Here is a 26054-nt window from a genome sequence, read left to right as displayed (position 1 = left end):
CACCGCCGAACCGATGGTCCGGCTGCGCGACCTCAGCGTCACCTTCAGCGGCGGCCGCAAGCCCGTGCATGCCGTCAGCGGCGTGAGCCTCGAAGTGCAGCGCGGCGAGGTGGTCGCGCTGATCGGCGAATCGGGCTCGGGCAAGAGCGTGACCATGCGCACCCTGCTGCGCCTGCACCCCGAGCGCCGCACGCGCATGGGCGGCCAGGTGCAGGTGGCGGGCCGCGACGTGCTCGCGATGTCGCAGCGCGAGCTCGCGGACTTTCGCGGCAAGGTCGCGTCGATGATCTTCCAGGAGCCGCTGCTGGCGCTCGACCCGGTGTACTCGGTGGGCGCGCAGATCGTCGAGTCGATCCGCCGCCATGAGTCCGTGAGCCAGGCCGAGGCGCAGCAGCGCGCGCTGGCGCTGTTCGAGCGCGTGCGCATTCCGAGCCCCGAACGGCGGCTCGAGGCCTATCCGCACGAGATGTCGGGCGGCATGCGCCAGCGCGCCATGATCGCGCTCGCGCTGGCCTGCAAGCCGCAGCTGCTGCTGGCCGACGAGCCGACCACCGCACTCGACGCCACGGTGCAGATCCAGATCCTGTTGCTGCTGCGCGAACTGCAGCGCGACCTCGGCCTGTCGGTGATCTTCGTCACGCACGACATCGGTGCCGCCGTCGAAGTGGCCGACCGCATCGCCGTGATGTATGCGGGCCGCATCGTCGAGGAAGGCACGGCACGCGAGCTGATCCGCTCGCCGCGCCATCCGTACACCATCGCGCTGCTCAAGAGTCGCGCGCACGGCGCACTGGCGCGCGGCACGCGGCTGGAAACCATCGGCGGCGCACCGCCCGATCTTTCCGCACTGCCGCCCGGCTGCGCCTTCGCCGAGCGCTGCGCGCTGGCCAGCGATGCCTGCCGCGCCGCGCAACCGCCCGTGGTCGAGCTGGCGCCGAACCACCGTGCGCGCTGCATCCATACGGATGCCGCAGCGGCCATCGCGCCCGTGCTGGTCGCCTGAATCCTCCACCCTTCATTCCCACCACCATGCCGTTGCACGACCCCGCCCACGCCTTCGTTCCGTATCCCGATGCGCCGGTGGCGCGCGCCTCGACCGGCCCGCTGGCCGACCTGAGCTTTGCTGCCAAGGACCTGTTCGACGTGGCCGGCTACCCCACGGGCGGCGGCAACCCGATCGTGCTTGCGATGTCGGGCATCAAGACCCGCACCGCGCCGACCGTACAGAAGCTGCTCGATGCCGGCGCGCGCTTTGCCGGCAAGACCGTGACCGACGAACTCGCGTTCTCGATGAACGGCAACAACGCGCATTTCGGCGCGCCGATCAACGGTGGCGCGCCGCTGCGCATCACGGGCGGCTCGTCGTCGGGCTCGGCTTCGGCGGTGTCGTCGAACCTGTGCGATTTCGCGCTCGGCACCGACACCGGCGGCTCGGTGCGCGCGCCGGCCAACCACTGCGGCCTGTACGGCCTGCGCCCGACGCACGGCCGCGTGAGCCTCGAAGGCGCGCTCGACCTCGCGCCCAGCTTCGACACCTGCGGCTGGTTCGCGCGCGACATCGGCACCTTCGCGCGCGTGGCCGATGTGCTGCTGGGCGCCGACGCAGTCGCCCTGCCCGAGCGCGTGCGACTGCTGCGGCCCGACGACGTCTGGGCGCTGGCCGTGCCTGCCGCGGTCGAAGCGCTGCAAGGCGCGGCCGATCGCGTGCAAAGCCTCCTCGGCCCCGCCAAGGGCACGATGGTGGCGCTGGAATCCTTCGACGCGATGTACTGGAACTTCCGCTACCTGCAGTCGCGCGAAGCCTGGCTCACCGACGGCCCGCTGATCGAGCGCTACGCACCGCCGCTCGGCCCGGGCGTGGCCGAGCGCTTCGCGTGGTCGCGCGACGTGACCGATGCGCAGGTGGCGACCGCGCGCGTGTTCCGTACCGCCTTCCGCGCGCACCTGGCCGGGCTGCTCGGCACCGACGGCGTGCTGCTGATGCCGACCATGCCCGACATCGCGCCGCTGCGCAGCGACAGCGAGGCCTCGATGGAGGACTACCGCAACCGCGCGATCCGGCTGTTGTGCATCGCGGGGCTGGCGGGCTTTCCGCAGCTGTCGATGCCGCTCGCGGCGCGCGACGGCGCGCCGCTGGGTATCTCGCTGCTCGGGCCGGCCGGGTCGGACCGGTCGCTGATCGCGCTGGCCGAGCGCATCGCGGGGTAATACAGGGCCATGCGGCCTGGGTTAGGCTGCTGTTCCCACGTCCCGCACAGAAGCGCCATGTCGAACAACACCCAGGTCACCACCCCCAAGGAAATCGCCGCCTCGCTCACCGAGTTCTGGTCGCCGCGCGTCGTCGCCGAAGTCGACGATGCCTACATCAAGGTCGCCAAGGTCCACGGCTCGCTCGCATGGCACAGCCATGACGACGAAGACGAGCTGTTCATGGTGCTCAAGGGGCGCCTGCGCATCGAGATGGAAGCCGGCCCCGTCGAGCTTGGCGAAGGCGAGATGTTCGTCGTGCCCAAGGGCGTGCGGCACAACCCGGTCGCCGACGAGGAATGCCACCTGATGCTCATCGAGCGCAAGACCACGCTGCACACCGGCAGCACCGTCACCGAGAAGACGCGCTCGCTCGCGGAGCAGTTGCGCCCGGTCTGATCAAGCCATCGCAGCGGCCTCGATGCGGGCCGGCGAAAGAAGTCGTCTACCCCTGCGACTGAGCCTCGGCGTCCTCCGGTCGCACCCGCGCCAGAATGAAATCGATGAACGTCCGGATCGCCCGCGTGTGCTGGCGGTTCGGCATGTAGAGCATGAACATCTGGGTGCCGAAGATCGACAGGCGCCAGTCGTCCAGCGTGGTCACCACGTCGCCGCGGCGCACGTCTTCCTGCACCACGTAGTCGGGCACGAGGCCCACGCCCAGGCCCGCGAGGATGGCCTGGCGCAGGAATAAAAAGTTCTCCGAAATCAGCGTCGGCTCCAGGATCACCTCGCGCCGGGTCTCGCCCTGGTAGGCCGAGATGCGCAGCTGCCTTCCGATAACGGCCGCCGTGACCACCGGCGTGGCGCGCAACGCGTCCAGCTGCACGGGCAGCGGGTGGCGCTCGGCATACGCGCGCGTGGCGCAGGCCACATAGCGCACCGGGCCCATCTCGCGCGCCACGAGGTTCTGCGGCGGCTCGGGGATCACGCGGATCGCAATGTCGACCTCGTCGCGCAGCAAATCCTCGATGCGGTTCTCGAACACCACGTCGAGCACGATGCCGGGGTACTGGCGCTTGAAGTCGATGAGCCAGTCGGCCATCACGAGCTGGCCGTAGCCGCTGGGCACGCTCAGGCGCACGCGGCCCTGCAGGCCTTCACCCAGCGCGGTGACCGACTCGCGCGCCGCCAGCAGTTCGGTCTGGATGGCCACGCCGTGCTGGTACAGCCGCAGGCCGATCTCGGTGGGCTCGGCGCGCCGGGTGGTGCGCCGGATCAGCTGCGCGCCGACCGAGCGCTCGAGCTGGTTCAGGTGGTAGCTGACGTTGGCGCGGGTCATCTTGAGCCGGCGGGCCGCCGCGCTCAGGTTGCCCGCGTCAAGAATTTCCACCAGCAGGGTGAGCGATTGCAGGTCCATGGGCGGATTGTGTCAAAAATTCTTTGACAGTCTGTCAACCACCTATGCAATTGTCAAAGCCGAGATACCGGCCAAGAATGCAGGGCTCCCCAGAGCCCCGGACCCCTCGGCTTCACGAGGGCCTGCCACGCAAGCAAGAGACAAGCGACACGCACATGGCCACCCCCACTCCCAGCCCTTCCACGTCCAACGGTCCCGTCACCTTCCAGCGTCAAGGCGACGTGTGTGTGGTGACCATCGACAACCCGCCCGTCAACGCCCTGGGCGTGGATGTGCGCCGCGGCCTGGCCGCCGCCATCGATGCGGCCGAGGCCGACAGCGGCGCCAAGGCGGTGCTGATCGTCGGTGCGGGCCGCAACTTCATCGCCGGCGCGGACATCCGCGAGTTCGGCCAGACGCCGCAGCAGCCCTCGCTGCCCGAGGTCTGCCTGAAGATCGAGAACTGCACCAAGCCGGTGGTTGCCGCCATCCATGGCGCCGCGCTCGGCGGCGGGCTGGAGATTGCGCTGTCGGCGCACTACCGCCTCGCCGCGCCCACCGCCAAGCTGGGCCTGCCCGAAGTGGCGCTGGGCCTGCTGCCCGGCTCGGGCGGCACGCAGCGCGCACCGCGCCTGATCGGCGTGAAGCCCGCGCTCGAACTGATGCTCAGCGGCCGCCATGCGGGCGCGAAGGAAGCGCTGACGCTCGGCCTCGTCGACCGCCTCGGCACCGACGCCGATGCACGTACCGAAGGCCTCGCCTACGCACAGGAACTCGTCGCCGCCAACGCCCCGGTGCGCCGCACGCGCGAAGCCGCCGGTCTGGCCGACAAGGACGCAGCCCGTGCCGCCCTCGACGCCGCACGCGCCGACACCGCCAAGAAGAGCCGCGGCCTGTTCTCGCCGATGAAGATCATCGAAGCCGTCGAAGGCGCGCTCACGCTGCCCTTCGACGAAGGCATGGCGCTCGAACGCCAGCTCTTCCTGCAGTGCATCGACAGCCCGCAGCGCGCCGGCCTGATCCACGCTTTCTTCGCCGAGCGCGAAGTGCTGAAGGCGCCCGAGACCCGCTCGGCCAGCCCGCGCGCGCTGGCCTCGGCCGGCATCGTCGGCGGCGGCACCATGGGTGCGGGCATTGCCGTGGCGATGCTCGACGCGGGCCTGCCCGTGACCATGGTCGAGCGCGACGAGCCCAGCCTGGCGCGCGGCCGTGCGCACGTCGAGAAGGTGTACGACGGCCTCATCGCCAAGGGCCGCATGACGCCCGAGGCCAAGGCCGCCGTGATGGCGCGCTTCTCGGGCTCGACGAGCTACGACGCGTTCGCCAACGTCGACATCGTGGTCGAGGCCGTGTTCGAGGAAATGGGCGTCAAGAAGGCCGTGTTCGCCGAACTCGACCGCGTGTGCAAGAAGGGCGCCGTGCTCGCCACCAACACCTCGTACCTGGACATCGACGAGATCGCCGCCAGCATCACGCGTGCGCAGGACGTGGTGGGCCTGCACTTCTTCTCGCCCGCCAACATCATGAAGCTGCTGGAGATCGTGGTGCCCGCCAAGGTGAGCGCCGACGTGGTCGCCACCGGCTTCGAACTCGCGAAGAAGCTCAAGAAGGTGCCCGTGCGCGCCGGCGTGTGCGACGGCTTCATCGGCAACCGCATCCTGGCCGTGTACCGCCAGGCCGCCGACCACATGATGGAAGACGGCGCCTCGCCCTACGAGATCGACGCGGCCGTGCGCAACTTCGGCTACCCGATGGGCCCGTTCCAGGTGTCCGACCTGGCCGGCGGCGACATCGGCTGGGCCACGCGCAAGCGCAAGGCCGCCACGCGCGACCCGCAGGCGCGCTACGTGCAGGTAGCCGACCGCATCTGCGAGCGCGGCTGGTTCGGCCAGAAGACGCAGCGCGGCTACTACCTGTACCCCGAAGGCGCGCGCACCGGCGTGCCCGACCCCGAGGTGCTGGCCATCATCGACGCCGAGCGCGAGCGCGCCGGCATCACGCCGCGCACCTTCACCGAAGAAGAAATCATGCGCCGCTACATGGCCGCCATGGTCAACGAAGGCGCCAACGTCGTGCTCCAGCGCATCGCGCTGCGCCCGCTCGACGTGGACGTGACCTTCCTCTATGGCTACGGCTTCCCGCGCCACCGCGGCGGCCCCATGAAGTACGCCGACACCGTGGGCCTGCCCCAGGTGCTGGCCGACATCCGCGAGTTCGCCAAGGCCGATCCGATTTTCTGGAAGCCGTCGCCGCTGCTCGTGGAGCTGGTCGAGCGCGGCGCCGATTTCGCCAGCCTCAACAAATCCGAGTAACCGTTAGAGCCCACCGTCCAGGAGACAAACCCATGCGTGAAGCCGTCATCGTTTCTACCGCCCGCACCCCGCTCACCAAGGCGCACCGCGGCGAATTCAACATCACCTCCGGCGCCACGCTGGCCTCGTTCGCGGTGAAGGCCGCGGTCGAGCGCTCGGGCCTGGACCCGGCCCTGATCGAGGACGCGATCCTCGGCTGCGGCTACCCCGAAGGCACCACCGGCCGCAACATCGCGCGCCAGTCGATCATCCGTTCGGGCCTGCCCATCAGCATCGCCGGCACCACCGTGAACCGCTTCTGCGCCTCGGGCCTGCAAGCCATCGCCATGGCCGCCGGCCGCATCGTGGTGGACGGCGCGCCGGCCATGATCGCGGGCGGCGTGGAAAGCATCTCGCAGATCCGCGGCCGCAGCCCCGGCGACGGTGGCGACCTCAGCCTGGACCCGTGGATCGTCGAGCACAAGCCCGAGCTCTACATGGCGATGATCGACACCGCCGACATCGTGGCCAAGCGCTACAACATCAGCCGCGAAGCGCAGGACCGCTTCTCGGCCGAGAGCCAGCGCAAGACCGAAGAAGCGCAACTGGCCGGCCGCTACAAGGACGAGATCGTGGCCTGCACCACCACGATGGCCGTGACCGACAAGGACACCAAGGAAGTCACGCACCGCGAAGTCACTGCCACGGAAGACAACTGCAACCGCCGCGGCACCACCTACGAAGCGCTGGCCAAGCTCAAGCCCGTGATGGGCGAAGACAAGTTCATCACCGCCGGCAACGCCTCGCAGCTGTCCGACGGTGCCTCGGCCTGCGTGATGATGGAAGCCAAGGACGCCGAGCGCGCCAACCTGAAGCCGCTGGGCGCGTTCCGCGGCCTGGCGCTGGCCGGCTGCGAGCCCGACGAAATGGGCATCGGCCCGGTCTTCGCCGTGCCCAAGCTGCTCGCGCGCCACGGCCTGAAGGTGCAGGACATCGACCTGTGGGAACTCAACGAAGCCTTCGCCTCGCAGTCGATCTACTGCCAGGACAAGCTGGGCATTCCGTCGGAACGCCTGAACGTGAACGGCGGCGCGATCTCCATCGGCCACCCCTTCGGCATGACCGGCGCGCGCCTCACGGGCCACGTGCTCATCGAAGGCAAGCGCCGCGGCGCCAAGTACGCCGTGGTCACGATGTGCATCGCCGGCGGCATGGGCGCCGCGGGCCTGTTCGAAATTTACTGATTCATTGAGGAGTCCGCGATGGACCTGAACTTCACGACCGAAGAAGAAGCCTTCCGCAGCGAAGTGCGCACCTTCCTGGCGGACAAGCTGCCTGCGCGGCTGTCCGACAAGGTGCGCGGCGGCGAGATCCTGGAAAAGGCCGACATGCAGGAATGGCACGCCATCCTGAATGCGCGCGGCTGGCTCGCCAACCACTGGCCCGAGCAGTACGGCGGCCCCGGCTGGACGGCGGTCGAGAAGTTCATCTTCGAACACGAATGCGCCCTGGCCTTCGCGCCGCGCATCGTGCCCTTCGGCGTCAACATGCTGGGCCCGGTGCTCATCAAGTACGGCAACGAAGCGCAGAAGCGCTACTGGCTGCCGCGCATCCTGAGCGGCGCCGACTGGTGGTGCCAGGGCTACTCGGAACCCGGCGCGGGCTCCGACCTGGCCGCGGTGAAGACCACGGCCGTGCGCGGCATCGACGCGCAGGGCGACCACTACATCGTGAACGGCCAGAAGACCTGGACCACGCTGGGCCAGCACGCCAACATGATCTTCTGCCTGGTGCGCACCAACCGCGAGGCGAAGAAGCAGGAAGGCATCAGCTTCCTGCTGGTCGACATGACCTCGCCCGGCGTGGAAGTGCGCCCGATCATCACGCTCGACGGCGAGCATGAAGTCAACGAGGTGTTCTTCTCCGACGTGCGCGTGCCCGCCGAGAACCTCGTGGGCGAAGAGAACAAGGGCTGGACCTGCGCCAAGTACCTGCTGACCTACGAACGCACCAACATCGCGGGCGTGGGCTTCTCGGTGGCCGCGCTCGAACAGCTCAAGGGCATCGCCGCGTCGCAAACCAAGAACGGCAAGCCGCTCGCGGACGACCCGGCTTTTGCGGCACGCCTGGCACGCGTCGAGATCGACCTGGAGAACATGAAGACGACCAACCTGCGCGTGATCGCGGCCGTGGCCGGCGGCGGTGTGCCCGGTGCGGAAAGCTCGATGCTGAAGATTCGCGGCACCGAGATCCGGCAAGAGATTTCGTCGCTCGCGCGCCGCGCCATGGGCGTGTACGGCCGCCCCTTCGTCGCCGAAGCGCTGCAGGACGGATTCACCGGCGAGACCTTCGGCCCGGCCTATGCCAAGGCTGCCGCTTCGCGCTACTTCAACAACCGCAAGCTGTCGATCTTCGGCGGCTCGAACGAAATCCAGAAGAACATCATCTCCAAGATGATCCTGGGCCTGTAAAGGAAAGACGCCATGAACTTCGAACACACCGAAGACCGGCGCATGCTCGCCGACAGCCTGAACCGCTTCATCGCCGAGCAGTACGCCTTCGATGCGCGTGACCGCATCGCGAAGTCTGAGCACGGTTTCAGCAAAGAGATCTTCCAGAACTTCGCCGAGCTCGGCGTGATCGGCGCGCTGTTCAGCGAGGCCGACGGCGGCTTCGGCGGCAGCGGCTTCGACATCGCCGTGGTCTTCGAGGCACTGGGCCGCGGCCTCGTGGTCGAGCCGCTGCTGGGCGCCGTGATGGTCGGCGAGGCGATCAGCGCCGCCGGCAGCGACGCGCAGAAAGAGAAGATCGGCGACATCGTCAACGGCGTGACCGTGGCAGCCTTTGCGCACGACGAAGCCGACACGCACTACGAACGCACGCGCGTGGCCACGACCGCCGAGCGCAGCGGCGACGGCTGGGTGCTCAAGGGCGCCAAGGCCGTGGTGCCGCAAGGCGAGCAGGCCGACCTGTTCCTCGTCTCCGCCCGCACCTCGGGCAACGTGGACGACGAAGCCGGCATCTCGCTGTTCCTCGTGCCCGCCAAGACCGCGGGCCTCACGGTGCGCGGCTGCCCCGCGATCGACGGGGGCCGCGTGGCCGAACTCACGCTCGACGGCGTGGCGCTCGGCGCCGACGCGCTGCTGGGCGCGCAAGGCCAGGGCGCTGCCACGCTGGAACGCGCCATCGGCCGCGGCGTGCTCGCGCTGTGCGCCGAAGCACTGGGCGCGATGGAAGCCGCCAAGACCGCCACGCTCGAGTACCTGCGCACGCGCAAGCAGTTCGGCATCCTCATCGGCAGCTTCCAGGCCCTGCAGCACCGCATGGCCGACCTGCTGCTCGAGATCGAACAGGCCCGTTCGGCCGTGATCAACGCCGCAGCGGCCATCGACGGCAGCGACCGCGTGGCGCGCGAGCGCGCGCTGTCGGCCGCCAAGTTCAGCATCGGCCGCATCGGCGCGCTGGTGGCGGAAGAAAGCATCCAGATGCACGGCGGCATCGGCATGACGTGGGAGCTGCCGCTGCCCCACTACGCCAAGCGCCTCGTGATGATCGACCACCAGCTCGGCGACGAAGACCACCACCTGCAGCGCTACATCGCGCTCGGCAAGGAGCTGGCAGCATGACGGACAAGACCGTCCTCATCTCGCAGGAAGGCGCCGTCCGCATCCTGACCAACAGCAACCCGGCCGCGCGCAACGCAATCACGCCGACGCTGTACGCCGAACTCTCCGCCGCGCTCACCGATGCGCAGAACGACCCCGAAGTGGGCGCCATCGTCTTCACCGGCGCGGGCGACTTCTTCTGCTCGGGCGGCGACCTGAACCTGCTGGCCAAGCGCCGCGAACTGCCCGAGGCCGAGCGCCGCGAGAAGCTCGAAGGCCTGCACGACCTGATCCGCGCGATCCGCGACTGCGGCAAGCCCGTGATCGCGGCTGTCGAAGGCGGCGCGGCCGGTGCCGGCCTGTCGATGGCGCTGGCCTGCGACATGCTGGTGTCGGCGCGCGATGCGTTCTACACGGTGGCGTACATCAAGGTCGGCCTCACGCCCGACGGCGGCGCCACGGCCTTCCTCGCGGAGTTCGTCTCGCGCCAGGTGCTCACCGAGCTGTGCCTCACCGGCGACCGCCTCACGGCCGAGCGCCTGCATGCGATGGGCGCCGTGAACCGCCTGACCGACAAGGGCGGCGCACTGGCCGAAGCCATCGCACTCGCGTCCAAGGTGGCTAACGGCCCGCAGCGCGCGAGCGCACGCATCAAGACGCTGTGCCGACAGGCCCATCGCGCAACGCTCGAGGAACAACTCGAGGCCGAAGCGGTCTACATGGTGACGTCGCAGGCCGACGCCGAAGCCGCCGAAGGCATCGGCGCCTTCCTCGGCAAGCGCAAGGCCGACTTCGTCGCGTTGCGCCGCTCGCCCAAGCCCGACGCGTCCTGACGCAACGCGCTCTCCCCTCGCGTGCAGATGCGGGGGTCTTTCGTTTTCCTGGAGTTGTTCCCATGCCCTCGCTGAATTCCTCGCTGCCGCTCGCCGGCGTGCGCGTCCTCGATCTGTCCCGCATCCTCGCCGGCCCCTGGTGCGGCATGGTGCTGGCCGACATGGGTGCCGAGGTGATCAAGGTCGAGCACCCGGGCCGCGGCGACGACACGCGCGACTGGGGCCTGCGCGTCGGCAAGACAGAAACCGCCTACTTCAACAGCGTGAACCGCAACAAGCGCTCCGTCACGCTCGACCTGCAGACGCCCGAAGGCCAGCAGATCGCGCGCGACCTCGCCAAGCAGTGCGACGTGGTGATTCAGAACTTCAAGTTCGGCGGCATCGACAAGCTGGGCCTGGGCTACGAACAGCTGCGCAAGGAGAACCCGGGCCTCATCTACTGCTCGATCTCGGGCTACGACCGCACCGGCCCCGAGGCCGCGCGCCCCGGCTACGACCTCGTGGTGCAGGGCGAGGCCGGCCTGATGGCGCTGAACGGCGAAGCCAACCAGCCGCCGCTGAAGTTCGGCGTGGCCGCCGTCGACCTGTTCACCGGCATGTACTCGGCGCAGGCCGTGCTGGCCGCGCTCTACCAGCGCGAGAAGACCGGCACCGGCCGCCACATCGAGATGGCGCTGTTCGACTGCGGCCTGATGATCACCGCCTACTACGGCCTCGAAGCGCTGCTGATGGGCGAAGACCCGCCGCGCTACGGCAACTCGCACCCGTCGATCGTGCCCTACGGCGTGTTCGACGCGGCCGACGGCCCGCTGGTGATCACCGTGGGCAACAACGCGCAGTTCTCGCGCTTCTGCACCGAGGTGATCGAGCGCCCCGACCTCGCGGCCGACGAGCGCTTCAAGACCAACATCCTGCGCTCGGCCAACCGCGCCGTGCTGCTGCCCGAGTTGCACGCCGAGCTGGCCAAGCGCCCACGCGCCGCGCTGCTCGAAAAGCTCAACGCCTCGGGCATTCCCTGCGGCGAGGTGCTCGGCCTGCTGGAGGCGCTGAACTCCAAGCGCGCGACCGATGCCGGCCTGGTCACCAAGCAGCCGCACCCGGTGGCCGGCGAGGTCGACGTGCTGGCGCCCCCCTACCGTTTCGATGGCGAGCGCCTGCCCGTGCGCAGCGCGCCGCCCACTTTGGGCGAAGGCACGCACGACGTGCTGAAGTCCCTGCTCGGCCTGTCGGATGAAAAGCTGGCAGCGCTGAAAACGAATGGCGTCGTCTGATCGCACACAGCGAAGACAACGCCCGCATCCCTGAAGAGAAGTCCATGGCCTTTCCGTTCCTTAGCTCCCCCCGCAATCCTGTTCGCCGCGCTCTGATCGCGCTGGCCCTTCCCCTCCTGGCCGGCAGCGCCTTCGCCCAGGCCTGGCCGACCAAGCCCATCACGCTGGTCGTGCCCTTCCCGCCCGGCGGCCCGACCGACGTGGCTTCGCGCATCGTGGCGCAGAAGATGTCGCTGTCGCTCAAGCAGAACATCCTGGTCGACAACCGCAGCGGCGCCTCGGGCACCATCGGCGCGGCCTTTGCGGCCAAGGCCGCACCCGACGGCTACACCTTCGTGATGCTGGCCACGCCGACGCTGCTGGCTTCGCACCTGTACGGCACCGTGCCCTACGACATCTTCAAGAACTTCACGCCCGTGGGCACGGTGTACGACCTGCCGATCGTGATGGTGGTGAACCCGAAGGCGCTGCCTAGCGTGAACGGCCTGCAGGACCTGATCGCCAAGGCCAAGGCCGACGGCGGCAAGCTCAACTACACGACCGCCGGCGCCGGCAGCTTCGGCCACCTGACGACCGAGCAGCTGAAGAACATCGGCAAGTTCGAGATGCAGCACGTGCCCTACCGCGGCAGCGCCCCGGCCGTGACCGACCTCATCGGCGGCCAGGTGCCGGCGATGTTCTCCGACCTCGTGGCCGTGATCCCGCACATCCGCGCCGGCACGCTGCGCCCGATCGCCGTGGGCTCCGGCAAGCGCGTGAGCCTGCTGCCCGACGTGAAGACCGTGGCCGAGCAGGGCTTCCCCGGTTTCGACGCCACCTCGTGGGGCGGGCTGCTGGCCCCGGCCGGCACGCCGCAGGCCGTGGTCGACCGCATGAGCGCCGAGCTGAAGAAGGCGCTGGACGACAAGGAAGTCGGCGAGAAGCTGCAGAGCGTGGGCTCCTTCGCGGCCTACGGCACGCCGGAACAGACCGCCACGCGCATGCGCCAGGACTTCGAGCGCTGGGGCAAGGTGATTCGCGACAACAAGATCACGAACCAGTAAGACACACGACGGGGCACCCCGTCCGCAGCCGGCCAGACGACCTCAAGGAGACACCATGACAACAGGCAACGACAAGAACAACAACAACGTCATCGGCACACCGTTCCGCCCCCGGTTTCCGGTGCGCGGGCTCGACGACATCCGCGCGCTCGAAGCAACGCCGCTCGAAGAAGCGCTCACGGTGCGCAGCACCTACGAGCTCTTCCGCAATTCCGGCGCAGCCTTCGGCGACAAGACCGCGCTGACCTTCTTGCGCAGCGGCAACCCGGCGGATGAACCCATCCGCTGGTCGTATGCGCAGCTGCTCGCAGGCATCCACCAGACCGCGAACCTGCTGCACACGCTGGGCGTGGGGCCCGACGATGCGGTCGCGGTGCTGCTGCCCGGTTGCCTCGAGTACCACCTCGCGCTCTGGGGCGGCGAGGCGGCCGGCATCGTGCAGCCGCTGAACCCGCTGCTCACCGACGAGAAGCTGGTCGCGCTCATGACCGCGGGCCGCGCCAAGGTGCTGATCGCCTACGGCTCGGACGCGGAATCAGGCATGTGGTCGAAGGCCATGCGCCTGCGCGGCCAGGTGCCCACACTCACCACCGTGCTGCGCGTGGCGCCGCACGATGAAGCGCCCGGCGCGGCCGGCACGCTCCCTGAAGGCGTGGCCGAGTTCGACGTGCTGCGCGCCGCGCAACCAAGCGACCGCCTCGTGAGCGGCCGCGACATCGCGCCCACCGACATCGCCGCCTACTTCCACACCGGCGGCACCACGGGCGCGCCCAAGCTCGCGCGCCACAGCCACGGCGCGCAGGTGTTCACCGCCTGGGCCAGCGTGCAGCTCGCGGGCATGAACGAGCAGGGCATCTCGATCAACGGCTACCCGCTGTTCCATGTGGCGGGCGTGCTGCCGGCCTCGCTCTCGTCGCTGTCGGCGGGCGTGGAGGTGATCATTCCGACGCCCTCGCTGCTGCGCAACAAGGAGGTGCTGGCCAACTACTGGAAGCTGGTCGAGAAGTACCGCCCGACCTCGCTGTCGGCCGTGCCCACGGTGCTCGCCGCGCTGGCCAACGTGCCGCTGGACGGCGCCGACATCTCGTCCATCACCTACTGCCGCACCGGCGCCGCCGTGCTCGCGCCCGAGCTGGCCGCGCGCTTCGAGCGCCTGTTCGGCCTGCACGTGCACGAGAGCCTGGGCATGACCGAGATGGCTGGCATCTCGACCATCACGCCGCCCGGCGTGAACGGGCCCGCGGGCTGCGTCGGTTTTCGGCTGCCATATGCGCAGGTGCGCATCGTGGCGCTCGACGAGAACGGCAGCGCCAGCGACCGCGAAGTGGCGCAAGGTGAGACCGGCATGGTGCTGTTCAAGTCGCCCAACGTGTTCTCGGGTTTCGTCGATCCGGCCGACAACGCCAAGGCCTTCACGGCCGACGGCTGGCTCGCCACCGGCGACCTGGGCTGGATGGACGCCGAAGAGCGGCTGCACCTCACGGGCCGCTCCAAAGACCTGATCATCCGCAGCGGCCACAACATCGACCCCAAGACCATCGAGGACGCGCTGGGCGCGCACCCGGCCGTGCAGCTGTGCGCCGCCGTCGGCGCCCCCGATGCCTACGCGGGCGAACTGCCCGTGATCTTCGCGACGCTGGTGCCCGGTGCCTCGGCCACCGAAGACGAGCTGCTGGCCTTCACTTCTGCGCGTGTGGACGAAGCACCCGCCCGCCCCAAGTGGGTGTCGGTGATCGCCACCATGCCGATGACCAACGTCGGCAAGATCTACAAGCCCGAGCTGCGCGCCATGGCCGCGCGGCAGGTGGTGGCGGCCACGGTCGCCGAGGTCTGCACGGCACTCGGCCTGAGCGATGCGGCTCAACCTGCAGTGAGCACGGAAGGTGAAAGCCTCGTGCATGTGCAGATCGACGCCGCCGCGGCGGGCACGCAAGCCGCTGCACTGCAGGAACGGCTTCAGAAGGCCCTGGAGCCGCTGCCCTTCAAGACGCGCATCGCGCTGAAGTGACCGACCTGCTGCTTCTTCAATACGATTTTCTGAAACCGAACGGGAGACAAACCATGACCCATCAAGCCTCGACCCGCCGCGCCCTGCTGTGCGCGGCAGCATCGACCGCCGCGCTGTTCGCGCTGGCCCCCGCGCATGCGCAGGCGCCCTACCCGAACAAGCCGATCCGCCTCGTCGTGCCCTTCCAGGCCGGCGGTGCGACCGACGTGCTGGCGCGCGTGCTGGGCCAGAAGATGGCGGCCAGCATGGGCCAGCCCATCGTGGTGGACAACAAGCCCGGCGCGGCCGGCATCATCGGCACCGACATGGTCGCCAAGGCCGCGCCCGACGGCTACACGATCGTTCTGTCGCTGAGCAACTCGCTCATGACCAACGAGTTCTTGTACGACAAGCTGCCCTACGACACGCAGCGCGACCTCACGCTGGTCTATCAGATCGCGATGGCGCCGCTGGTGCTCGTGGTGCACCCCAGCGTGACCGCGAAGACCGGGCCCGAACTGCAGAAGTACGTCGTCGCGCACAAGGGCAAGGTCGCCTACGGTTCGTACGGCGTGGGCGCCTACCCGCACCTGGCCGGCGCGCACATGAGCCTCACGCAGCAGGCCGACATGAACCACGTCGCCTACAAGGGCGAAGCGCCGATGGTGCAAGACCTCATCGGCGGCCAGATCCAGATGGCCTACGCCAGCGCGCTCGCGGCCAAGCCACACATCGATGCGGGCAAGCTCAAGGCCATTGCCGTGACCGGCGAGCGCCGCATGAGCACGCTGCCCAACGTGCCCACGATGGCCGAGCAAGGCCTGAAGGACGAGGCCTACCGCGTGACCGGCTGGCTCGCCATTGCCGCGCCCGCCAAGACGCCCAAGGCCATCGTCGACCGCATCGCCGACGAAGTGCGCAAGGCCACGCAGCAGCCCGACGTGCGCGAGCGCGTGGCGGCCATGGGCTTCGAGATCAAGGACAGCTCCCCCGAACTCTTTGCCGCAGCCTGGAAGCAGGAGCGTCCCGTGTGGGAGCGCCTGATCAAGCAGTCGGGCGCCAAGCTCGAGTAACCCCTTCCCCATTTTTTGTCATTCAAGAGGAACAGCCATGAAAGTTCTGGTGCCTGTCAAACGGGTCGTCGATTACAACGTGAAGGTGCGCGTCAAGAGCGACGGCACCGGGGTGGACATTGCCAACGTCAAGATGAGCATGAACCCCTTCGACGAGATCGCTGTCGAAGAAGCGGTGCGGCTGAAGGAAAAGGGCATCGTGACCGAAGTCATCGCTGTCTCGTGCGGTGACGCGAAGTGCCAGGAAACCCTGCGCACCGCCATGGCCATCGGCGCCGACCGCGGCATCCTGGTCGAGACCACCGAAGAGCTGCAACCCCTGGCGGTTGCCAAGCTGCTCAAGGCACTGGTCGACAAGGAACAGCCCCAGCTGATCATCCTCGGCAAGCAGGCCATCGACGACGACGCCAATCAGACCGGCCAGATGCTGGCTGCTTTGGCCGACCTGCCGCAAGCCACCTTCGCCTCGAAGGTCGATCTGGCAGCCGACAAGGTCACTGTCGCACGCGAAGTGGACGGCGGCATGGAAACGCTGACGCTCACGCTGCCTGCCGTCATCACGACCGACTTGCGCCTGAACGAGCCGCGCTACGTGACGCTGCCCAACATCATGAAGGCCAAGAAGAAGACGCTCGACRTCTTCAAGCCCGAAGACCTGGGTGTGGACGTGAAGCCCCGCCTSAAGACCCTCAAGGTCAGCGAGCCGCCGAAGCGCGGTGCMGGCATCAAGGTGCCTGACGTYGCCACCCTGGTAGACAAGCTCAAGAACGAAGCCAAAGTGATCTGAGGAAGAAACGAACATGACCGCACTCGTCATTGCCGAACACGACCACGCCAGCATCAAGCCGGCCACCCTCAACACCGTGACTGCCGCCCTGGCTTGCGGTGGCGACGTCCACATCCTCGTGGCCGGTGCCAACGCAGCAGAAGCTGCGAAGGCCGCCGCGCAGATCGCCGGCGTGTCCAAGGTCATCGCTGCCGACAGCGCCAGCCTGGCAGAAAACCTCGCCGAGAACGTCGCTGCTCAAGTGCTCGCGATCGCAGCGAACTACAGCCACATCCTGTTCCCCTCGACCGCCAACGGCAAGAACGTCGCTCCCCGCGTGGCCGCCAAGCTCGATGTGGCGCAGATCTCCGACATCACCAAGGTCGACAGCCCGGACACGTTCGAGCGCCCGATCTACGCCGGCAATGCGATCGCCACCGTGCAGAGCACCGACGCCACCAAGGTGATCACCGTGCGCACGACCGGCTTCGATGCCGCAGCCGCCACGGGTGGCAGCGCGACGATCGAAACCGCTGAAGGCGTCGCAGACAGCGGCAAGAGCAGCTTCGTCGGCCGTGAAGTCACGAAGAGCGAACGCCCCGAACTGACCGCCGCCAAGATCATCGTCTCCGGTGGCCGTGCCCTGGGCAGCGCCGAGAAGTTCACCGAAGTGATGGCCCCGCTGGCCGACAAGCTGAATGCAGGCCTCGGCGCCAGCCGCGCAGCCGTCGACGCAGGCTACGCCCCGAACGACTGGCAAGTGGGCCAGACCGGCAAGATCGTCGCGCCGCAGCTGTACATCGCCGCGGGCATCTCGGGTGCCATCCAGCACCTGGCCGGCATGAAGGACTCGAAGGTCATCGTCGCGATCAACAAGGACGAAGAAGCGCCGATCTTCTCGGTGGCCGACTACGGCCTCGTGGCCGACCTGTTCACGGCCGTGCCGGAACTCGTGAAGGCGCTGTAAGCGGCTGCGACAACGATGAAGACCCGCATCACCGAACTGCTCGGCATCCGCTACCCCATCATCCAGGGCGGCATGCAATGGGTGGGCCGTGCCGAGCTGGCCGCGGCCGTGTCGAACGCCGGCGGCCTCGGCATCCTCACCGCGCTCACGCAGCCCACGCCCGACGACCTGCGCCACGAGATCGAGCGCACGCGCACGATGACCGACCAACCCTTCGGCGTGAACCTCACGATCCTGCCGGCGGTGAAGCCGCCGCCGTACGCCGAGTACATCCAGGCCATCATCGACAGCGGCGTGAAGATCGTGGAGACCGCGGGCAACAGCCCGAAGGACTTCATCGAGGCCCTGAAGCGCCACGACGTGAAGATCGTCCACAAGTGCACCTCGGTGCGCCACGCGCTCTCGGCCGAACGCAACGGCGTCGACGCGGTGTCGGTGGACGGTTTCGAATGCGCGGGCCACCCGGGCGAAGACGACGTGCCCGGCCTCGTGCTGCTGCCGGTGGCGGCGCGCAGGCTGCGCATTCCGATCATCGCGTCGGGCGGCATCGCCGACGGCCGCGGCATGGCCGCCGCGCTGGCGCTCGGTGCCGAAGGCATCAATATGGGCACGCGCTTCTGCGTCACCAAAGAAGCGCCGATCCACGACAACATCAAGCAGGCACTGGTGGCCGCGACCGAGCGCGACACCAAGCTGATGTTCCGCACGCTGCACAACACGGCGCGCGTGTTCCGCAACGCGATCTCCGAAGAAGTGGTGGCCACCGAACGCCGTCCGGGCGGCTGCGAGTTCGAAGACATCCGCCCCTTGGTCGCCGGCGCACGCGGCCGCGCGGCGCTGGAGTCGGGCGAGGTGCACAACGGCGTGGTCTCGGCCGGCCAGTGCATCGGGCTGATCGATGACATCCCGACATGTGCCGAGCTGCTGGAACGCATGGTGCGCGAGTGCCGTGAACATCTGGACCGCGCCCGCAGCTGGATGAACTGAAGCTCTGCCGCGCTCCCGCCGACGGGGAACCTTGCTCCGCGAATGTCCCCCGCCCTTCGGGCTCCTCCTTGATTTCGCTGCGCAAGGCACCCCATCGACGTGAGCGTTCAGAGCCGCCTCAGACTTGCGCGGCACCGGGCCCACGAGGTCCGCGCGCGGCGCATCGCGGAAGCTGCATTTGTTGGCGCTCGCCGAGACTTCGTGCCGCATGAACCGGCTGCTGCATGACGGGAACGGAGGCGTTGTACAGCGGGCTGGTCATGGTGAGTTCACTTCTAAAATTTTGGGCACGATGGCCGGAGTTGGCGTGGCAGAGGCCCTGCCGACCATGCAAGGCTAACAGCACAGGGCGAACTGAATCGCCCCGGCTTTTGTGGCCAGCTTTTCTTCCCGCTGGTAGTCGGGGCAGCCGCGTTGAAGGGCAGTTCGCTAGCAAGAAGCGGACGTCAATTGCAGACGCACGACAGACCGCGATCGCTGCAAAGCCGTCGGTCGACCTCTCGCATCGAAGGACCGCATCGGGCCCATACCCGAAATCGGCAAAACGGTTTTGGCCCCCCCCCGAAGTTGACGCTCGTAGAGTCGAGTAACCGAGGCGATGTTGCCGCAGGCCGGTGCCCTCGACGAGACAGCGAACGGCTTATTGTTGGAGGTTGGCTGCCCTCAGCAAATCCGGGGATAGTGGCTTGGTGCCGCTGCATTGCGGTCGATGGCTGTCGTCACCTAGGACTGGGCTTCAATTCCATCTTCGGCCAAAAGCATTGGAACTTCGCTCTCGGCGAACAATGTCCGCAACAAACGTCCGAAGCGGTTCTCTTTCTCGACTCTGACGATGCGCCGACACGCTTCCAAGAAATTCATCCCAGCCTGGCCGAAGCGGTTCTCGTACATTTGGTTTTTCTCGAGGATGTCCAAACTTTTAAGTACGAAAAGCTTGAAATCACGCCCTTTCAACGTCCGCATCGCAGTCTCGAAATCGTCGATCGTGGACGCTCTCATCGCCGCTTCTTCCCGATGGCCCCAACTGTCGTTCTCGAGAAGGTACTTGATGGCATCGACGACGGTAACGCTGTGAATTCGAGCATCGCGAGCATGGTCGATTGCCGCCTTCAGTTTTGGGTTTAGCGGCTGCTGAAACGGCGATTCACCGAATTCGGACTTGTCAACGATGGTCGCGAAGTGAGCCAACCAACCATCAATCAAATCATCTTCTAGTTTGGTACCACCAGGTAGGTCGGCCATCTGTTTTCCGAGCGCGGTGACAGTGTAGGCGTCGAGGTCGGCGACTCTTGCGATGAGCTTGACTGCATCAGCTACGAGATCGTCGTCGCAGTCTGTGACGCCCCAATTGAATCGTTCAAAGAATTCATGAGCGAGACTTCTCGATTCGGTGCACTTCTCGTTGTGTCGGTAGCCTTGGATGACGGCCTCAATCGCCTTTGCGTCGTGCCTTCCGTCCCGGACGAAGGCAACAACTAGCTCTTCAAATTCGTCCGAAGAATTGATCCCTAGTTTCGACAGCAGAACTTTCCATGCGGCTGGCGTCGAGTCCTCGGCTTTCTCCTTGGACGCATCGCCTTTCTGCTCGAGGAAGAGCTTCAAAAAGTCGGTAGAGCCTCGGCCGTAGCCAGCGACATACTCCAGAGTCGGCCCGTCCTTGATTGCTTTATTTGCAAGAGCAGAAATGAGCACAATGGAGGGAACAGTTCTCGCCTGTATCGCGAGAGGCATGTCCCCAGTCACACCGAGGAGCCGAACCACAAGACGGTAAGCCTGACGGATGACCCGGATGTTGGTGATTCCGCACGCTTCAACCGCAGTCCTGGCCATCGCGCGGTAGGGGCTTTCCAAGTTCGGAACCGCGATGTCAAACGCGTCCTCAGGTGTCGGTGTGAAACGAAGTTCTTCTTCGACAACCTTCTCTCGGAACGCCGCCCAGAGCGCGCTGTCGGCGGGCTGTTGGATTCCGCCGATCTCTGACCCTAGATTTCCATTGAATACTGACCCACCCGTTTTGTGAGCCTGAAGGCTTCACAGTGTGGATAAGTGCTTGGTGTTCTCCTTTGTGTGGATCTGTCGCAGATTGCGCCGCTGTTTGCGCGATTTGGTTGCCTCGATCGCGAGCCAGGTCGCGAGCTTCTCGGCATAGGGATCGAGCTTGCTTGAGCTCGTCCGCTTGGCGTAGCGCGGCTCTTCATCGCCGGCTCGCAGGTACTTCTTTACGGTGTTGCGAGACAGGCCTGTACGCCTGGCTATCTCGCGAATGGACATCGCCTGCCGACGATCAGCATGGAGCGCAGAGCTGCCACCGAGGCCTGCACCACAAGCACCTCAACCGAACCGAATTCCCTCCATCACAAGGGCTTCAGCCGTCGCATCCAAAAGAACCCGTTCACCAGGGCGGGCCGCGAAACACGCAGCCCGCAGACCAGCCGCTAACCGCCAGTCTCAAGCGCCCCACGTCGCGCCTTCTCGCTCACCTGAAACAGCTCCCCAGCCTTGCGAGCAAGTTCAGCCGCAAGCCAGAGCACGTTGTCCAGTTGTCGAGGCCCGTCACCGCTGCACCAGTCGATGTCTTCCCCATGGCAGACCCACAGGAGCGCTTCGAGTTGCGAGAGGGTGTTTTCGAGAAGATCCGCCGGGTCTTGGGCGTTGTCTTCGGAAGCTACCGGCGTGCGAGGCCGGGCTATAGTCTTGGTAGCCATTTTTGTGCGTTTCCTTCCAAGGTGTTGCACGAACTTGGTTAGACGGTCGGGGTGCTGATAACACCTCGGCCGTCGCCTTTTGATACCTCGCATCTGCATCGCTGCTTTCGCACCGACGACCTGCCGCGAGGCAAGCAGCCTTCAAACATCTCGGTGGTGGGGGTGTGGCGCCTTTCTTCTTCCCTTGGTGGGGTCTCGAGTGACAGGGGCATTCACTCTAGAGAAGAACCCGGCGAAGTAGATGCTGCGCGCCCTGTCCGACGTGCTCAAGAAGGCCGAAGACCAGGCGACGCAGAAAAATATCGATCCCAATGCGCTGCTGCAGGCGCGGCTGTTCCCTGACATGTTTCCGCTACTGCGTCAGGTACAGATCGCCGCAGACTTCTCCAAGGGCATTGCCTCCCGCCTGGCGGGTGCCGAGGTGCCGTCCTGGCCCGACACTGAGGTCAGCTTCGCCGACCTGCAAGCGTTGATCGCCAAAGCTTTGGCCCATATCGGCTCCTTCAAGTCTGAGCAGTTTGATTCAAGCGAGAGCCGCGAGATCGTCTTGCGCCCCGGCACCCCCAAGGAAAAGAAGCTGACCGCAAGCGCATATCTTCTGCACTATGGCCTGCCGCAGTTTTTCTTCCACGTGACCACCACCTATGCCATCTTGCGTCACAACGGTATGGAGATCGGTAAGCGCGACTACATGGGTGCCTACTGACCCAAGACAGACAGGCGTTCGGCCACTCTGGCTGCCGCTCGATAGCAACCAGAGCCTCCGCGTTCGACGTTGGTCTGCTGATGGCGGCTATGCAGCGAAAACCGACTTCAACGTCGGCGCAACCAACATCTGCCATCAGTCCGAAGCGGTCGTCGAACGACGACCGCAACGCAGCGATTGCCGACGTCGCACCTAGGCCTGCCTGCACTCGAACGCGGTGTTCAACGGCCAGCGTACGGCAGCGACGAGTGATGCACGACGATGCGCAGCTTGCCGGCACCGTCCTTCACGAAAGTCCAGGTCTTGTCGACCGTGGTGACCTTGCCGTCCGGGTCGGTGAACAGCACGTTACCCAGCGTGCTGGCCACGTCGCCGTGGATGAGCACGGCACTGTTGGCAATCTCGCATTTGGTCCAGCCCTTCAGGGCGAAGCCGGTGTCGTTGGGAAAGGCAGGGTTGCCGCCCACGAAGTACGCCAGCGCGCCGTCGCGAGCGGTGCGGAAGGTCTGCGGCGATGTCGTGAGCGTCGGCTTGAACAGCACTGCGCCCAGCTGGTAGGCGTAGGCGCTGTCGATGACCTTCTCGGCCAGCGCCCTGGCGGCCGGCTGCCCTGCGCTGGAATTCGCAGCGCTGATGTCGACCAGCGCCTTGCACCAGGCCTGCTGGGCCCCCAGGACTTCCGCTTCCGTGATGCTCCGGTCGACGACTTTCTCCTTGGCGGCGGCCGGCAAGATTGCCCCTGCGATCAGGAGGCTGGCGATGGCGCTGGGAATGAATTTTTTCATTTGGGTCTCCAATTGAAGTAGTTGGATACCGGAGCGGCCGGGTGGGTCGAGCCGAGACCCAAAGTGCATCAATACGACATGCACAAGGCATGATGCGCCGGCTGATTTGCTCTGAGTAAAAGATGCAAATGAAATGAATGGTTGTGCATTCGCGAGATAGCCAGGCGTGCAGGCCTGGTCTCGCAACAGACTGAAGCGGGCGCACACGAAGGACGGCGATGCAGCGGTTGCCGACATCCCTCGGCCTCGCGCGAATGGGTACTGCCGGCCACAAGCAGCCACTCGGCGGGCTCATCGAATATGAAAATCGAGGATTGCCAGATCGAGTTCCGGCGCCGCCTCAAGGCTGCTGGCAAGAAGGTAACTGGCCTGATGCCTGGCACTGACGCAGGTTGGCGCAGGTTGGCGCAGGAGCAGAGACGATGCAGCCGGGCGATCACTTGACATGAATTCTGGGCGAGAACTTTGCCATCGGCGCGCTCGCCTCGCACGTCGGCATGCCAGCCAAATACCGCGCCATCGTGCCGATGTCCGTCTCTGAAAGGGTCGTGCCGTCAGTCGCACCGTATCCGGGCTATCGACCGAAAACTTCCAATCACTGCATGGCCAGGTCCAGACCCATCCAATTGCAAAATTCAAAGGTGAGGAAGAGCACGAGGAACGCAGAAGCGACGAACGCCCCGCCCACCTTGATGGATGTCAGTACCACTGCAGCTGTCTTTTGATTCTTGTCCTTCTGTCCCCGTTCGTAATGCCACTTGACGGCTAAATACATGCCCACGCTGAGCACGAGAACTTTGAAAATAACAAAAGAGATAGGGATTGAATTCATGATTGAAGGGATATCAATGGTGACAGACGGCGAAGTGCCCGAGTGCGGCGAGTAGCTCAATAGACCGATGAAGAAACGGAAATTCAATCAATCAATCAATCAATCTAACGAAACGGTTGCGGTGAGCTAAATGGGCGTCCGCAAGGCGCGTCGAAAGGCACGCAAGACATGGGTCGAAAGGCGGAGCAGTCTGCCTGCACCACAGAAGCACTCTCATCGTGCTGTCGAGTGTTCATCTTCCAGGCTGATACGTACAGAACCAGATCAGCTGAAAATTTTCGTATCAGATGCAAGGAGGCCGGTAGTCGCGCCGGGGCAGGCCGACGTCTGATATGACAATCTCGGGAGCGGTCCAGAACGACCGTATCAGAAAGAGATGCCCATGAACCGCTACGAGAAGCTTGCCGACAACATCGCTCAGCGTATTCGCGCGGGTAGCCTGAAGGCGAACGATCGCCTTCCCTCCGTGCGCGAACTGAAGTCGCAAATGGGCATCAGTGCGTCCACCGTGTTCTCTGCTTACTACCTGCTGGAGGCGCAAGGGCTTGTCGAAGCTCGGCAGCGGTCGGGATACTTCGTTCGAGCGGGCGCGGAAATGCCGGCCAACGAACTCGCCGCCAGCGAGCCTGTCCTGCGGTCCATGTCGGTCGACGTCTCGTCGCTTGTCTTTCAGGTCCTTGCACAGGCTCGCGAGCGCGATATGGTCCCGCTCGGCTCGGCCTTTCCGTCGCCAGAGCTGTTTCCCTTCGAGCAACTTGCCGCCGGCCTGACGCGAGCGCTCAAGCGGATGGATCCTTGGCAGACCGTCGAAGATTTGTCTCCAGGAAACGCCCAATTGCGCCATCAGATCTCCCTGCGTTACGGCAGCGTCGGGATGGATGTTCCTGCATCTGAACTGGTCATCACCAGCGGGGCGATGGAAGCCCTCAATCTTGCGCTCGAATCGGTGACGCAGCCAGGCGACCTCGTGGCGATCGAAACGCCAACCTTTTATGGTGCGTTGCAGGCACTGGAGCGGCGCGGTCTTCGCGCGGTCGAGGTTGAGACCCACCCGCGTACAGGCGTAGATCTCGACTCTCTTGCTCGCGTGATCGACCAGCATCCGGTGAAGGCCTGCTGGTTCATGCCGACCTTCCAGAATCCAATGGGCTGCACCATGAGCGACGCAGCCAAAGAGCAACTGGTCAGCATGCTCGCCACTCGCGCCATACCGCTGATCGAAGACGACGTGTACGGCGAGCTCGCGCATGGGGCTCGGAGACCGCCACCAGCCAAGGCCTGGGACCGGGATGGCTGGGTGCTGCACTGCAGTTCTTTCTCGAAATCCCTGGCACCCGGATATCGCATCGGTTGGGTAGCGGGCGGTCGCTTTGCAGCCACTTTGGGTCGCAACAAATTGATGAGCTCGCTGGCGACGGCACTCCCTTCGCAACTGGCGTTGCAGGAGTACCTGCAACACAAGAGTTTCGATCGTCACCTGCGCGCCCTGCGGCATTCGCTCAGCCGCCAGCAGGCTGCATGCTTGCGATTTATCGATCGATACTTTCCGACTGGAACGCGGGTCACGCGCCCCGAGGGTGGCTATTTCCTGTGGCTCGCGCTGCCAGAAGGTGTCGACTCGCTCGCACTGCACCAGGACGCTCTTCGGCTCGGCATAGGCGTAGCGCCGGGCCATCTGTTTTCAGCCGACCGCCGATACACCCGGCACCTGCGCATCAACTACGGGTATCTCGGCGACCCGCGCTTGGAAGGGGCTATCAGGAGTCTTGGAGATCTCGCCAACGCGCAGCTGAAATCTACAACTGGGAAATCGGAGCCAATCTTCGAGCAACGTTCGTCGAGACCCTAGTTAGCGTCAACGCAGGTCGAGGTCCGCCGCCTTCGACTGACTCTCAACGTCACGCGCGCCGCTTCTGTCCAGTCGCGGCTTAAAGAACCCGCAGCACCTCAAACTGCTGTCGGATGGGAGCGACCTGTATCGACACCTCATCACCCTCGCATTTGCCCAGCATTGCCCTGCCCAAAGGGGCTTCGCTGCTGATGACCTGAACAAGCTGAGTGCCGCTGACCAACGTCATGCTGCCCCCATCCGGGCCGAGAAAGAGCTGTTGCTGCTTGTCGTCGGAATCGACCAGGCAGACCAGCGAGCCGAGCTGTATGCCTTTGATGGCGTCGTAGGGACGCGGGCGGAATCGGCGCCAATTGGCCATCGCCTGGCGTATGGCTTCGGCGCGCCGAGCTTGGCCGGTGGCCAGGTAGGCGGCTTCGAGTCCCAATGTGTCGTATTTGTTTTCGGCGATGTTCTCTTCGTGAGTCGCCGTTTCATGGGCTGCCCGCACTGCCTGTTCGGCTTGCAGCAGGTCTTCGGCGAGCCGTTCCAGCACCTGCTGTTGCAGCAAGAATTTATCCATGACGAAAGATCGGTATCTCGAACAAGCGGGGGAGATTTTGATTATGAAGGGCTCATGGGCCCGAAGGCGACGGTCAGACGTCGTGACTGAAAGACAGCGCGCAGTCTGACGCGAACATTGAGCGCACCGAGGGGAGTACCCGGTGTCCTGTGCACGCGCCCCGAAGGACCTCAAACCGAGGCCGTCAACGCGCCGCCACAGCTAAG

Annotated in this window: 23 protein-coding genes and 1 pseudogene; 17 read left to right on the top strand and 7 right to left on the bottom strand. The window is 65.8% G+C overall.

Features of this window, described 5'->3' with window-relative positions; all coding sequences use genetic code 11:
• Positions 1-13: 13 nt before the first annotated feature.
• Genes CY658_RS01975 through CY658_RS01965 form a run of 3 tightly spaced genes read left to right on the top strand, consistent with a single transcriptional unit; the run spans position 14 to position 2646 of the window.
• Positions 14-1003 (top strand): ABC transporter ATP-binding protein, encoded by a 990-nt coding sequence (locus tag CY658_RS01975; protein WP_101490178.1) that lies wholly within the window; start codon positions 14-16, stop codon positions 1001-1003.
• A gap of 26 nt (positions 1004-1029) precedes the next feature.
• Complete coding sequence (locus tag CY658_RS01970) at positions 1030-2208, top strand: amidase (RefSeq protein ID WP_101488626.1); 1179 nt, start codon at positions 1030-1032, stop codon at positions 2206-2208.
• A gap of 57 nt (positions 2209-2265) precedes the next feature.
• Positions 2266-2646, top strand: coding sequence for a cupin domain-containing protein (locus CY658_RS01965; protein WP_101488625.1), 381 nt, complete (start codon positions 2266-2268; stop codon positions 2644-2646).
• Between the two features lie 46 nt (positions 2647-2692).
• Here CY658_RS01965 and CY658_RS01960 read toward each other — a convergent pair whose 3' ends face one another.
• On the bottom strand, positions 2693-3607 hold the full coding sequence (locus CY658_RS01960; RefSeq protein WP_101488624.1) for a LysR family transcriptional regulator: 915 nt from the start codon (positions 3605-3607) through the stop codon (positions 2693-2695).
• Positions 3608-3762: 155 nt separating this feature from the next.
• Here CY658_RS01960 and CY658_RS01955 point away from each other — a divergent pair, with 155 nt between their 5' ends.
• The 12 genes from CY658_RS01955 (at position 3763) to CY658_RS01900 (ending at position 18409) form a co-directional block, all read left to right on the top strand.
• A complete protein-coding gene (locus CY658_RS01955; RefSeq protein ID WP_101488623.1) occupies positions 3763-5898 on the top strand; it encodes a 3-hydroxyacyl-CoA dehydrogenase NAD-binding domain-containing protein in 2136 nt (711 codons plus the stop codon).
• Between the two features lie 32 nt (positions 5899-5930).
• Entirely contained in the window at positions 5931-7121 is a 1191-nt protein-coding gene (locus CY658_RS01950; RefSeq protein ID WP_101488622.1) for an acetyl-CoA C-acyltransferase, read from the top strand.
• A gap of 18 nt (positions 7122-7139) precedes the next feature.
• Positions 7140-8348 carry an acyl-CoA dehydrogenase family protein gene (locus CY658_RS01945; protein ID WP_101488621.1) on the top strand — a complete coding sequence of 403 codons (1209 nt, stop codon included), beginning with the start codon at positions 7140-7142 and terminating at the stop codon, positions 8346-8348.
• A 12-nt stretch (positions 8349-8360) separates the two neighbouring features.
• Positions 8361-9503 (top strand): acyl-CoA dehydrogenase family protein, encoded by a 1143-nt coding sequence (locus CY658_RS01940; protein WP_101488620.1) that lies wholly within the window; start codon positions 8361-8363, stop codon positions 9501-9503.
• A complete protein-coding gene (locus CY658_RS01935) occupies positions 9500-10315 on the top strand; it encodes an oxepin-CoA hydrolase, alternative type (protein WP_101488619.1) in 816 nt (271 codons plus the stop codon). Before CY658_RS01940 ends, CY658_RS01935 begins: the two co-directional genes overlap by 4 nt.
• A 62-nt stretch (positions 10316-10377) precedes the next feature.
• Positions 10378-11586: a CaiB/BaiF CoA transferase family protein gene (locus tag CY658_RS01930; protein ID WP_101488618.1), complete on the top strand. Its 1209-nt coding sequence runs from the start codon at positions 10378-10380 to the stop codon at positions 11584-11586.
• A 44-nt stretch (positions 11587-11630) separates the two neighbouring features.
• On the top strand, positions 11631-12629 hold the full coding sequence (locus CY658_RS01925; protein WP_101488617.1) for a Bug family tripartite tricarboxylate transporter substrate binding protein: 999 nt from the start codon (positions 11631-11633) through the stop codon (positions 12627-12629).
• Positions 12630-12684: 55 nt separating this feature from the next.
• Positions 12685-14637: an acyl-CoA synthetase gene (locus CY658_RS01920; protein ID WP_101488616.1), complete on the top strand. Its 1953-nt coding sequence runs from the start codon at positions 12685-12687 to the stop codon at positions 14635-14637.
• Positions 14638-14690: 53 nt separating this feature from the next.
• Positions 14691-15689 (top strand): Bug family tripartite tricarboxylate transporter substrate binding protein, encoded by a 999-nt coding sequence (locus tag CY658_RS01915; protein ID WP_101488615.1) that lies wholly within the window; start codon positions 14691-14693, stop codon positions 15687-15689.
• A gap of 37 nt (positions 15690-15726) precedes the next feature.
• Positions 15727-16476, top strand: coding sequence for an electron transfer flavoprotein subunit beta/FixA family protein (locus CY658_RS01910; protein WP_101488614.1), 750 nt, complete (start codon positions 15727-15729; stop codon positions 16474-16476).
• A gap of 13 nt (positions 16477-16489) precedes the next feature.
• Positions 16490-17422: an electron transfer flavoprotein subunit alpha/FixB family protein gene (locus CY658_RS01905; protein ID WP_101488613.1), complete on the top strand. Its 933-nt coding sequence runs from the start codon at positions 16490-16492 to the stop codon at positions 17420-17422.
• A gap of 15 nt (positions 17423-17437) precedes the next feature.
• A complete protein-coding gene (locus CY658_RS01900) occupies positions 17438-18409 on the top strand; it encodes an NAD(P)H-dependent flavin oxidoreductase (RefSeq protein ID WP_101488612.1) in 972 nt (323 codons plus the stop codon).
• A 723-nt stretch (positions 18410-19132) separates the two neighbouring features.
• Here the strand turns inward: CY658_RS01900 and CY658_RS01895 are convergent.
• From CY658_RS01895 to CY658_RS01885, 3 genes and pseudogenes are all read right to left on the bottom strand, one after another.
• The gene (locus CY658_RS01895; protein ID WP_143713526.1) at positions 19133-20260 is read right to left on the bottom strand and encodes a hypothetical protein; all 1128 of its coding nucleotides are present in this window, start codon (positions 20258-20260) and stop codon (positions 19133-19135) included.
• Between the two features lie 216 nt (positions 20261-20476).
• Positions 20477-20689: pseudogene (locus tag CY658_RS01890) on the bottom strand (helix-turn-helix domain-containing protein); the annotation flags it as partial.
• Positions 20690-20844: 155 nt separating this feature from the next.
• Positions 20845-21114 (bottom strand): hypothetical protein, encoded by a 270-nt coding sequence (locus CY658_RS01885; RefSeq protein WP_101488610.1) that lies wholly within the window; start codon positions 21112-21114, stop codon positions 20845-20847.
• A gap of 241 nt (positions 21115-21355) precedes the next feature.
• Here CY658_RS01885 and CY658_RS01880 point away from each other — a divergent pair, with 241 nt between their 5' ends.
• Complete coding sequence (locus CY658_RS01880; RefSeq protein ID WP_101488609.1) at positions 21356-21820, top strand: DUF1993 domain-containing protein; 465 nt, start codon at positions 21356-21358, stop codon at positions 21818-21820.
• 221 nt (positions 21821-22041) lie between these two features.
• On the opposite strand, the gene CY658_RS01875 is transcribed toward CY658_RS01880, so the two are convergent.
• Together CY658_RS01875 and CY658_RS01870 are read right to left on the bottom strand one after the other, a co-directional pair.
• Complete coding sequence (locus CY658_RS01875; protein ID WP_101488608.1) at positions 22042-22605, bottom strand: hypothetical protein; 564 nt, start codon at positions 22603-22605, stop codon at positions 22042-22044.
• Positions 22606-23200: 595 nt separating this feature from the next.
• A complete protein-coding gene (locus CY658_RS01870; protein ID WP_143599117.1) occupies positions 23201-23524 on the bottom strand; it encodes a hypothetical protein in 324 nt (107 codons plus the stop codon).
• A 295-nt stretch (positions 23525-23819) separates the two neighbouring features.
• Here CY658_RS01870 and CY658_RS01865 point away from each other — a divergent pair, with 295 nt between their 5' ends.
• Positions 23820-25286, top strand: a complete 1467-nt coding sequence (locus CY658_RS01865) for an aminotransferase-like domain-containing protein (RefSeq protein WP_101488606.1) — start codon at positions 23820-23822, stop codon at positions 25284-25286.
• A 79-nt stretch (positions 25287-25365) separates the two neighbouring features.
• Here the strand turns inward: CY658_RS01865 and CY658_RS01860 are convergent, their stop codons facing one another.
• Positions 25366-25848, bottom strand: coding sequence for a GreA/GreB family elongation factor (locus tag CY658_RS01860; RefSeq protein ID WP_099794983.1), 483 nt, complete (start codon positions 25846-25848; stop codon positions 25366-25368).
• Positions 25849-26054 lie beyond the last annotated feature (206 nt).

The organism is Variovorax sp. RO1, from assembly GCF_002849325.1.
In the GTDB taxonomy this organism is placed as follows: Bacteria; Pseudomonadota; Gammaproteobacteria; order Burkholderiales; family Burkholderiaceae_C; genus Variovorax.
This window is presented reverse-complemented; position numbering and strand designations above follow the sequence as displayed.

Excerpts from the sequence above, each read along its gene's own strand:
- CY658_RS01975 (WP_101490178.1), top strand. The coding sequence starts at position 14 with ATGGTCCGGCTGCGCGACCTCAGCGTCACCTTCAGCGGCGGCCGCAAG.
- CY658_RS01970 (WP_101488626.1), top strand. The coding sequence starts at position 1,030 with ATGCCGTTGCACGACCCCGCCCACGCCTTCGTTCCGTATCCCGATGCG.
- CY658_RS01965 (WP_101488625.1), top strand. The coding sequence starts at position 2,266 with ATGTCGAACAACACCCAGGTCACCACCCCCAAGGAAATCGCCGCCTCG.
- CY658_RS01960 (WP_101488624.1), bottom strand. The coding sequence starts at position 3,607 with ATGGACCTGCAATCGCTCACCCTGCTGGTGGAAATTCTTGACGCGGGC.
- CY658_RS01955 (WP_101488623.1), top strand. The coding sequence starts at position 3,763 with ATGGCCACCCCCACTCCCAGCCCTTCCACGTCCAACGGTCCCGTCACC.
- CY658_RS01950 (WP_101488622.1), top strand. The coding sequence starts at position 5,931 with ATGCGTGAAGCCGTCATCGTTTCTACCGCCCGCACCCCGCTCACCAAG.
- CY658_RS01945 (WP_101488621.1), top strand. The coding sequence starts at position 7,140 with ATGGACCTGAACTTCACGACCGAAGAAGAAGCCTTCCGCAGCGAAGTG.
- CY658_RS01940 (WP_101488620.1), top strand. The coding sequence starts at position 8,361 with ATGAACTTCGAACACACCGAAGACCGGCGCATGCTCGCCGACAGCCTG.
- CY658_RS01935 (WP_101488619.1), top strand. The coding sequence starts at position 9,500 with ATGACGGACAAGACCGTCCTCATCTCGCAGGAAGGCGCCGTCCGCATC.
- CY658_RS01930 (WP_101488618.1), top strand. The coding sequence starts at position 10,378 with ATGCCCTCGCTGAATTCCTCGCTGCCGCTCGCCGGCGTGCGCGTCCTC.
- CY658_RS01925 (WP_101488617.1), top strand. The coding sequence starts at position 11,631 with ATGGCCTTTCCGTTCCTTAGCTCCCCCCGCAATCCTGTTCGCCGCGCT.
- CY658_RS01920 (WP_101488616.1), top strand. The coding sequence starts at position 12,685 with ATGACAACAGGCAACGACAAGAACAACAACAACGTCATCGGCACACCG.
- CY658_RS01915 (WP_101488615.1), top strand. The coding sequence starts at position 14,691 with ATGACCCATCAAGCCTCGACCCGCCGCGCCCTGCTGTGCGCGGCAGCA.
- CY658_RS01905 (WP_101488613.1), top strand. The coding sequence starts at position 16,490 with ATGACCGCACTCGTCATTGCCGAACACGACCACGCCAGCATCAAGCCG.
- CY658_RS01900 (WP_101488612.1), top strand. The coding sequence starts at position 17,438 with ATGAAGACCCGCATCACCGAACTGCTCGGCATCCGCTACCCCATCATC.
- CY658_RS01885 (WP_101488610.1), bottom strand. The coding sequence starts at position 21,114 with ATGGCTACCAAGACTATAGCCCGGCCTCGCACGCCGGTAGCTTCCGAA.
- CY658_RS01880 (WP_101488609.1), top strand. The coding sequence starts at position 21,356 with ATGCTGCGCGCCCTGTCCGACGTGCTCAAGAAGGCCGAAGACCAGGCG.
- CY658_RS01875 (WP_101488608.1), bottom strand. The coding sequence starts at position 22,605 with ATGAAAAAATTCATTCCCAGCGCCATCGCCAGCCTCCTGATCGCAGGG.
- CY658_RS01865 (WP_101488606.1), top strand. The coding sequence starts at position 23,820 with ATGAACCGCTACGAGAAGCTTGCCGACAACATCGCTCAGCGTATTCGC.
- CY658_RS01860 (WP_099794983.1), bottom strand. The coding sequence starts at position 25,848 with ATGGATAAATTCTTGCTGCAACAGCAGGTGCTGGAACGGCTCGCCGAA.